Source organism: Micromonospora okii, assembly GCF_020884795.1.
In the GTDB taxonomy this organism is placed as follows: domain Bacteria; phylum Actinomycetota; class Actinomycetes; order Mycobacteriales; family Micromonosporaceae; genus Micromonospora; species Micromonospora okii.
This window is the reverse complement of sequence record NZ_BBZF01000012.1, coordinates 174,793-181,234: the sequence shown is the minus strand read 5'-3', so window position 1 is coordinate 181,234 and position 6,442 is coordinate 174,793. Positions and strand designations below refer to the sequence as shown.

Annotated in this window: 6 protein-coding genes; 2 read left to right on the top strand and 4 right to left on the bottom strand. The window is 74.3% G+C overall.

Features of this window, described 5'->3' with window-relative positions; translation table 11 throughout:
• The 3 genes from LPU43_RS00765 to LPU43_RS00755 all read right to left on the bottom strand — a co-directional run.
• Positions 1–1,933, bottom strand: a 1,933-nt coding sequence (locus LPU43_RS00765; RefSeq protein WP_229397790.1) for a type I polyketide synthase, incomplete at its 3' end; no start/stop codon positions are given.
• A gap of 431 nt (positions 1,934–2,364) precedes the next feature.
• Positions 2,365–3,222 carry a metallophosphoesterase family protein gene (locus LPU43_RS00760; RefSeq protein ID WP_229397789.1) on the bottom strand — a complete coding sequence of 286 codons (858 nt, stop codon included), beginning with the start codon at positions 3,220–3,222 and terminating at the stop codon, positions 2,365–2,367.
• Between the two features lie 170 nt (positions 3,223–3,392).
• On the bottom strand, positions 3,393–4,208 hold the full coding sequence (locus LPU43_RS00755; RefSeq protein WP_229397788.1) for an NAD(P)H-binding protein: 816 nt from the start codon (positions 4,206–4,208) through the stop codon (positions 3,393–3,395).
• An 87-nt stretch (positions 4,209–4,295) separates the two neighbouring features.
• On the opposite strand from LPU43_RS00755, the gene LPU43_RS00750 reads away from it, so the two are divergent.
• Complete coding sequence (locus LPU43_RS00750; protein ID WP_229397787.1) at positions 4,296–4,718, top strand: winged helix-turn-helix transcriptional regulator; 423 nt, start codon at positions 4,296–4,298, stop codon at positions 4,716–4,718.
• A gap of 147 nt (positions 4,719–4,865) precedes the next feature.
• Here LPU43_RS00750 and LPU43_RS00745 read toward each other — a convergent pair whose 3' ends face one another.
• Positions 4,866–5,831 carry a helix-turn-helix domain-containing protein gene (locus LPU43_RS00745; protein WP_229397786.1) on the bottom strand — a complete coding sequence of 322 codons (966 nt, stop codon included), beginning with the start codon at positions 5,829–5,831 and terminating at the stop codon, positions 4,866–4,868.
• A gap of 82 nt (positions 5,832–5,913) precedes the next feature.
• On the opposite strand from LPU43_RS00745, the gene LPU43_RS00740 reads away from it, so the two are divergent.
• Complete coding sequence (locus LPU43_RS00740) at positions 5,914–6,441, top strand: rhodanese-like domain-containing protein (protein WP_229397785.1); 528 nt, start codon at positions 5,914–5,916, stop codon at positions 6,439–6,441.
• The last annotated feature ends 1 nt before the right edge of the window (position 6,442 follow it).

Below are 6,442 nucleotides of genomic sequence, written 5' to 3'. Positions count from 1 at the left end.
GCCGGAACAGCGCCACCTCCACGGCGAACAGACCCGCCTGGGTGAACACCGTCTGATCCAGCAACCCCGCCTCCGGCGTGCCCGCCTCCGCGAACAGCACCGCCCTCAACGGCTTCGGCAACGCCCGGTCCAGGTGCGCGCACACCTCATCGAGCGCGGCGGCGAAGACGGGGAACTCCGCGTACAACTCCCGGCCCATGCCCGCGCGCTGCGCGCCCTGCCCGGAGAACAGCACCGCGAGCGGGCCCCGCTCGGTCGCCTGGCCCGCGACCACGGCGCCGGACGGCGAGCCCGCCGCCAGGGCGCGCAGCCCCGCCAGCAGGTCGTCCCGGCCGGCGGCGCCCACGACGGCCCGGCTGTCCAGTGCGGACCGGGCGGTGACCGAGGAGAACGCCACGTCCAGGGGGCGCGCGTCGGCGTCGGCGTCGAGCCAGGCGGCCCAGCGGCCCGCCTGGGCGGCGAGCGCGGCGGGGTGCGCGGCCGAGAGCACGACCGGGACCGCCGGGAGTTCCCGCGCGTCCCCGGCGACGGCCTCGGGAGCCGGCTCGGGGGCCTGCTCCAGGACGAGGTGGGCGTTGGTGCCGCTCATCCCGAACGACGACACGGCGGCGCGGCGGGGCCGCCCCGGCTCCCCGTCCCAGGGGCGGGCCTCGGTGAGCAGGGAGACCGCGCCGCCCGTCCAGTCGACGTGCGGGGTGGGGCGCTCGACGTGCAGGGTCGCCGGGAGGAGCCCGTGCCGCATCGCCATGACCATCTTGATCACGCCGCCGACGCCGGCGGCGGCCTGGGTGTGGCCCAGGTTCGACTTCAGGGAGCCGAGCCAGAGCGGCCGGTCGGCGGGCCGGTCCTGCCCGTACGTGGCGATGAGCGCCTGCGCCTCGATCGGGTCGCCGAGCCGGGTGCCGGTGCCGTGCGCCTCGACGGCGTCCACGTCGGCGGGGGCGAGGCCGGCGTTCTCCAGGGCCTGCCGGATGACCCGCTGCTGGGCGGGGCCGTTGGGGGCGGTGAGGCCGCTGCTGGCCCCGTCCTGGTTGACCGCGCTGCCCCGGATGACGGCCAGGACCGGGTGGCCGTTGCGCTGGGCGTCGGAGAGCCGCTCGACGAGCACCAGGCCGACGCCCTCGGCCCAGCCGGTGCCGTCCGCGTCGGCGGAGAACGCCTTGCAGCGGCCGTCGGCGGCGAGGCCCCGCTGGCGGGAGAACTCGACGAAGCCGCCGGGGGTGGCCATCACGCTGACGCCGCCGGCCACGGCGAGGTCGCACTCGCCGTCGCGCAGGGCCTGGCCGGCCAGGTGCAGGGCGACCAGGGAGGACGAGCAGGCGGTGTCGATGGTGACCGCCGGCCCCTCCAGGCCGAACGAGTAGGCGAGGCGGCCGGAGATGACGCTGGCGGCGGTGCCGGTGAGGACGTACCCCTCGGCGCCGGAGGGAAGGCGGCGGAGCACGGTGGCGTAGTCCTGCCCGGCGGTGCCGACGAAGACGCCGGTGCGGCTGCCGCGCAGCGAGCCCGCGTCGATGCCGGCGCGCTCGAACAGCTCCCAGGTGCTCTCCAGCAGCAGGCGCTGCTGCGGGTCCATCGCGAGGGCCTCGCGCGGCGAGATGCCGAACAGCGTCGGGTCGAAGTGGCCGGCGTCGCGCAGGAAGCCGCCCCGGTCGCTGTACGAGGTGCCGGGGTGGTCGGGGTCCGGGTCGTACAGCCGGGCCAGGTCCCAGCCCCGGTCGGTGGGGAACGTCGATGTGGCGTCGGTGCCCGCGACGACCAGGTCCCACAGCTCCTCGGGCGAGCCGACGCCGCCGGGGAACCGGCACGCCATGCCGACGACGGCGAGGGGCTCCGGCTCGGAGTTCTCCAGTTCCGCCAGGCGCCGGTGCGCCTGGCGGAGTTCGGTGGTCACCCACTTCAGGTGTTCGAGGAGCTTCTTCTCGTCCGCCATGACCCACCCGCCCGGAGCTTGCTATCGACCGATTCCGCCGAACACTGAGGAAGCCATCGATTGGACCCGGCGTGATCGACCGGGGACGACCGATGGCGAGAGGGACGCAGTCACCGCTTCATGTCGTGTCCTCACCGCTGATCGCCCGCACGCCGCCGCACCGTCCGCCCCCGGGATTTCCGGTGTCATGACCGCCACCGTGAGTGGACGGTACTGAGCGGCGCACAGCCGCCCAACCCCTACGGACCCCTCAATCGACCCTCCCGGCGGGGCACCGCTCGGGCGGAGTATTCGCAGGATGAGGCGGGTGGAACCGGCCCCGTCGGGGCGGGTCGGACCGGCCCGGCGAGGCCGGCCCGGAGGGCTCGGGCAGGGGCGTCGGCGGGGCCGGGAAGGAAGGTCGGGCGGAGCGGGGCAGGGGCGTCGGCGGGTCAGCCGGAGCGGCGGGCGGGGGCCGGCAGGATCACCCGCAACTGCCCCGGCGGGGTGGCGCGGCGACGCCACTCGCGCGGGTAGCCGACGGAGACCTCCTCGAACCGGACGCCGTCGTACCAGGTGGTGCGGGGGATGTGCAGGTGGCCGTAGACGGCGACCCGGGTGTCGTAGCGCAGGTGCCAGTCGGCGGTCAGGTCCGTGCCGCACCACTGGGCGAACTCGGGGAAGCGCAGGATGCGGGTCGGCTCGCGGACCAGCGGGTAGTGGTTGACCAGCACGGTGGGCAGCCCGCCGCGTTCCGCGTCGAGCCGCCGCTCGGTGTGCGCGACCCGCGCCCGGCACCAGGCGTCCCGGCTCGGGTACGGGTCGGGGTGCAGCAGGATCTCGTCGGTGCAGACGACGCCGGTCTCGTGCGCCAGGGCCAGCGCCTGCTCCTTCGTGTACGTGCCGGGGGGCCGCCACGTGTAGTCGTACCCGACGAAGAGTGGGGCGACCAGCACCGGGTCGCCGTCGCGGTCCCAGACGGGGTACGGGTCCTCCGGGGTCACCACGCCGAGGCGGCGGCACAGCTCCACGAGGTGCCGGTAGCGGGCCTCGCCGCGCAACTGGAGAGCGTCGTCCCGGGGCGTCCACAGCTCGTGGTTGCCCGGCGCCCAGATGACCTTGGCGAACCGGTCGCGGAGCAGGCCGAGCGCCCACTCGATGTCGGCGGCGAACTCGCCGACGTCACCGGCGACGATCAGCCAGTCCCCGTCGTCGTCGGGGCGCAGCGCCTCCACGACGGCCTTGTTCTCGGCGTACACGACGTGCAGGTCGCTGATCGCGAGGAGCCGGCCGCCCTGGGAGCCGGTCACAGGGCACCTCCCGTACCTCCGGGCACCCGCGCACCCTCCCCCACCGCCCGCCCCCGCGCGCACGCGGGGACGACAACCTGTCGGGCTCCGACCCTACGGGAAACCGGCAGGAAACGGCACACCCCTAGACAGGACCGTCGACCCCTAGCTGTGGGCGGCCCCGTCCTGCGTCAGTGCGTGCCGGGGCGCGCGGCGGCTGCGGCATCGGCGGCGACGGTGAGCGGATCCGTGAGCGGCCGACCCAGCAGGCGCGCGAGGTCGGGGCCGGTGTCGTCGAGGAACCCGTGGCGGACACCGGTGGCGATCGAGGCGAGCATCGGCGGCTGGAACGGCAGCAGGTTGGCGTCGCCGAGCAGGCGGCTGCGGTACTCACCCAGCCCGATCGTGCGGTGGGGGACGCCGAGACGCTCGGCGACGTCGCCGGCGGTGATCGGGTCGCCGACCAGGTCGTAGACCCTGCCGGCGTGCGCGGTCGGCTCGCCTGCGACGACGGCTGCGGCGGCTGCCAGGTCCGCCCGCGCCACCGCGGCGAGAGCGCCGGTGCCGAACGCCGACTCCAGGCCGTCGGGGGTCCAGGTGAGCAGGGCGCCGAAGAGCTCGGCGTACAGCCCGTTGCGGAGTACGGTCCACGCGAGCCCGCTGCCCCTGACCATCCGCTCGGTGGCCCGGTGGGCGGGTGCGAACCCGAGGTGGTCACCGGCGCCGGTCAGGCTGGTGTAGACCACGTGGGTCACCCCGTCGCGGCGCGCAGCGTCGAGAACGGTCCGGTGACGGGCGACGACCTGGTCGTCCTCGGCGTACCCGGCCGAGACGAGGAGCAGGGTCGAGACGCCGGTGAGGTCGAGGGTGGCGGGGTCGTCGAAGTCGAGGTGGCGCTGTGCGTCGGTGGGAGTGCGGCTCCCTCCCAGGGCGGGCACCCCTCGCTCGGCCAGCTCCGCGAGCGTGCGGGAGGCGAGCTGTCCGTTGGCGCCGGTCACCATGATCATTGCGGTTCGGTCTCCTGCCGTGGTTCTCTTCGGTAACTACGGTAAGAGCCTGAACCGGCGCCCGGCGGCCCACAAGGAGGCAGTCTCGTGTCACCCACGCACACCGACGTAACCACGGGAGCCGCCGCGCTCGAACCATGCGGGCAGCCGGACCACCCGGACTGCGGCATCCGGGACGTCCTCGATCGGGTGGGCGACAAGTGGTCTGTCCTCGTGATCGTCGAACTCGCCAACGGGCCCCGGCGGTTCCGTCAGCTCCAGCGCGCCATCGACGGGATCTCCCAGCGCATGCTGACCCTCACGGTGCGCCGCCTGGAGCGGGACGGCCTCGTCCTCCGCACCGTGTACCCGACCGTGCCCGCCCAGGTCGACTACCGCCTCACCGACACCGGCGCGAGCCTGACCCACCTCGTCAAGGCACTCGCCGACTGGTCACTGGCGCACCGCGCGGCCATCGCCCAGGCCCGCTTGGCCTACGACGCCGACCACCCCGACAACGAGATCCGCTGAGGCGCAGCGCGCCGGCAAGGTGCCCTCCGCAACTTCGGGGAAAGTGGGGCCTGACGGCGCGAATTGGCCGCACTTTCCCCGAAGTTGCGCGGATCTTGGGGTAGAGATCCCGGGCGGCCGGGGAGACACGGCCCGGCGGCAGCCGGCTCACGCCCCGGCGGTCGTGCGGGTGTGGAAGGTGCGGCGGTAGGTGCTGGGGTTGGTGTGCCTGCGTCGGGTGAAGTGGTGCCGCAGGGTGTCGGGGGTGCCGAGACCGCAGCGGGCGGCGATCTGCTCGATCGTCATCTCGGTGTCTTCGAGGAAATGTTCGGCCAGCAACAGCCGCTGGTCGATGATCCACTGGTGGGGCGTGGTGCCGGTGGCTGCGGTGAACCGACGGGCGAACGTTCGCGGTGACATGTGCGCGCGGGCGGCGAGCTGGTCGACGGTCAACGGCTCGGCGAGGTGTTGTCGGACCCACTCCAGCAGGTCGCCTAGGTCGCTGCCGCCGGATGCGGGCACCGGCGCCTGGATGAACTGGGCCTGCCCGCCCGTGCGGTGCGCCGGGACGACCATGCGTCGGGCGAGGGCGTTGGCGGTGGTGGCGCCGTGCGCACGGCGTACGAGGTGCAGGCAGGCGTCGATGGCGGCGGCGGTGCCCGCGCTGGTGACGACGGGGCCGTCCTCGACGTAGAGCACGTTGGCGTCGACGTGCACCGAGGGGTACCGGCGGGCCAGCGTGGCGGCGTACTGCCAGTGGGTTGCCGCGCGGCGGCCGTCGAGCATCCCGGCGGCGGCCAGCAGGAAGGCTCCCGAGCAGACCGCGAGCACGGTCGCGCCCCGCCCGACCGCGTCGTGCAGGGCGGCGACGAGCGGGGCCGGGGGTGCGACGTCCCGGTCGGTCCACGCGGGCACGGCGATCAGGTCTGCGGTGGCGAGGCGGTCCAGCCCCTGCTCGACGTGGATGGCGAAGCCGGAGGTGCTGGGAATCCGGCCCGGCTGCACCGCGCACACCGCGAAGTCGTAGCGGGGCAGGCCGGCCGAGGTGCGGTCCATCCCGAAGACCTCGCTGATCACGCCGAGCTCGAACGCCGCGACGTGGTCACCGACGACAGCAGCGACGTTCTTCAGCACCGGCCGAGTATGGCAGAAATTGCCTGGTGTCCGGCAGTGCTGCCAGTGTTCCTGCCCGGTCGTTCCGCTGAAACTGATCGGCATGACGACGACCCCTCACCCGACCGACACCGACCCGGCGGCCGACGCTGCGCACAGGCAGCGGAACGCCGATGCGGCGAGCGCGGCGCAGCACTTCGCGGCGAGACTGCGGCACGAGACCGACCCATCGGACGTGGCGGCTGCCCGGGCCGCCGGCACCAGGCCGCTCGTCATCGACGTGCGCAGCAGGACGGCCTGGGATCAGGGCCACATCCCCGGTGCGCTCCACGTGCCGGGCGCGGACCTTCTCGCCCGGCTCGACGAGCTGCCTGCCGCCCACGAGGATCCGCAGATCGTCGTCTACTGCTGGGGGCCGGGGTGCAACGGCAGCACGAGGGCCGCGCTGACGCTGGCGCAGGCCGGCTACCGCCACGTCCGGGAGATGATCGGCGGCTTCGAGTACTGGGCCCGCGAGGGCTTTGCCATCGACGGCGTGGGCGGGCGGCGTCGGCTGCCGGTCGACGGGCTGACCGCCCCGCTGCCATCGGACCTGGGCGCGCCAGCGGCGCGGGAGCACCATCGTGGTTGAC

What these genes read in the sequence shown, in the direction of transcription:
- LPU43_RS00740 (WP_229397785.1), top strand. Translation starts at nt 5,914, where the DNA reads ATGACGACGACCCCTCACCCGACCGACACCGACCCGGCGGCCGACGCT.
- LPU43_RS00755 (WP_229397788.1), bottom strand. Translation starts at nt 4,208, where the DNA reads ATGATCATGGTGACCGGCGCCAACGGACAGCTCGCCTCCCGCACGCTC.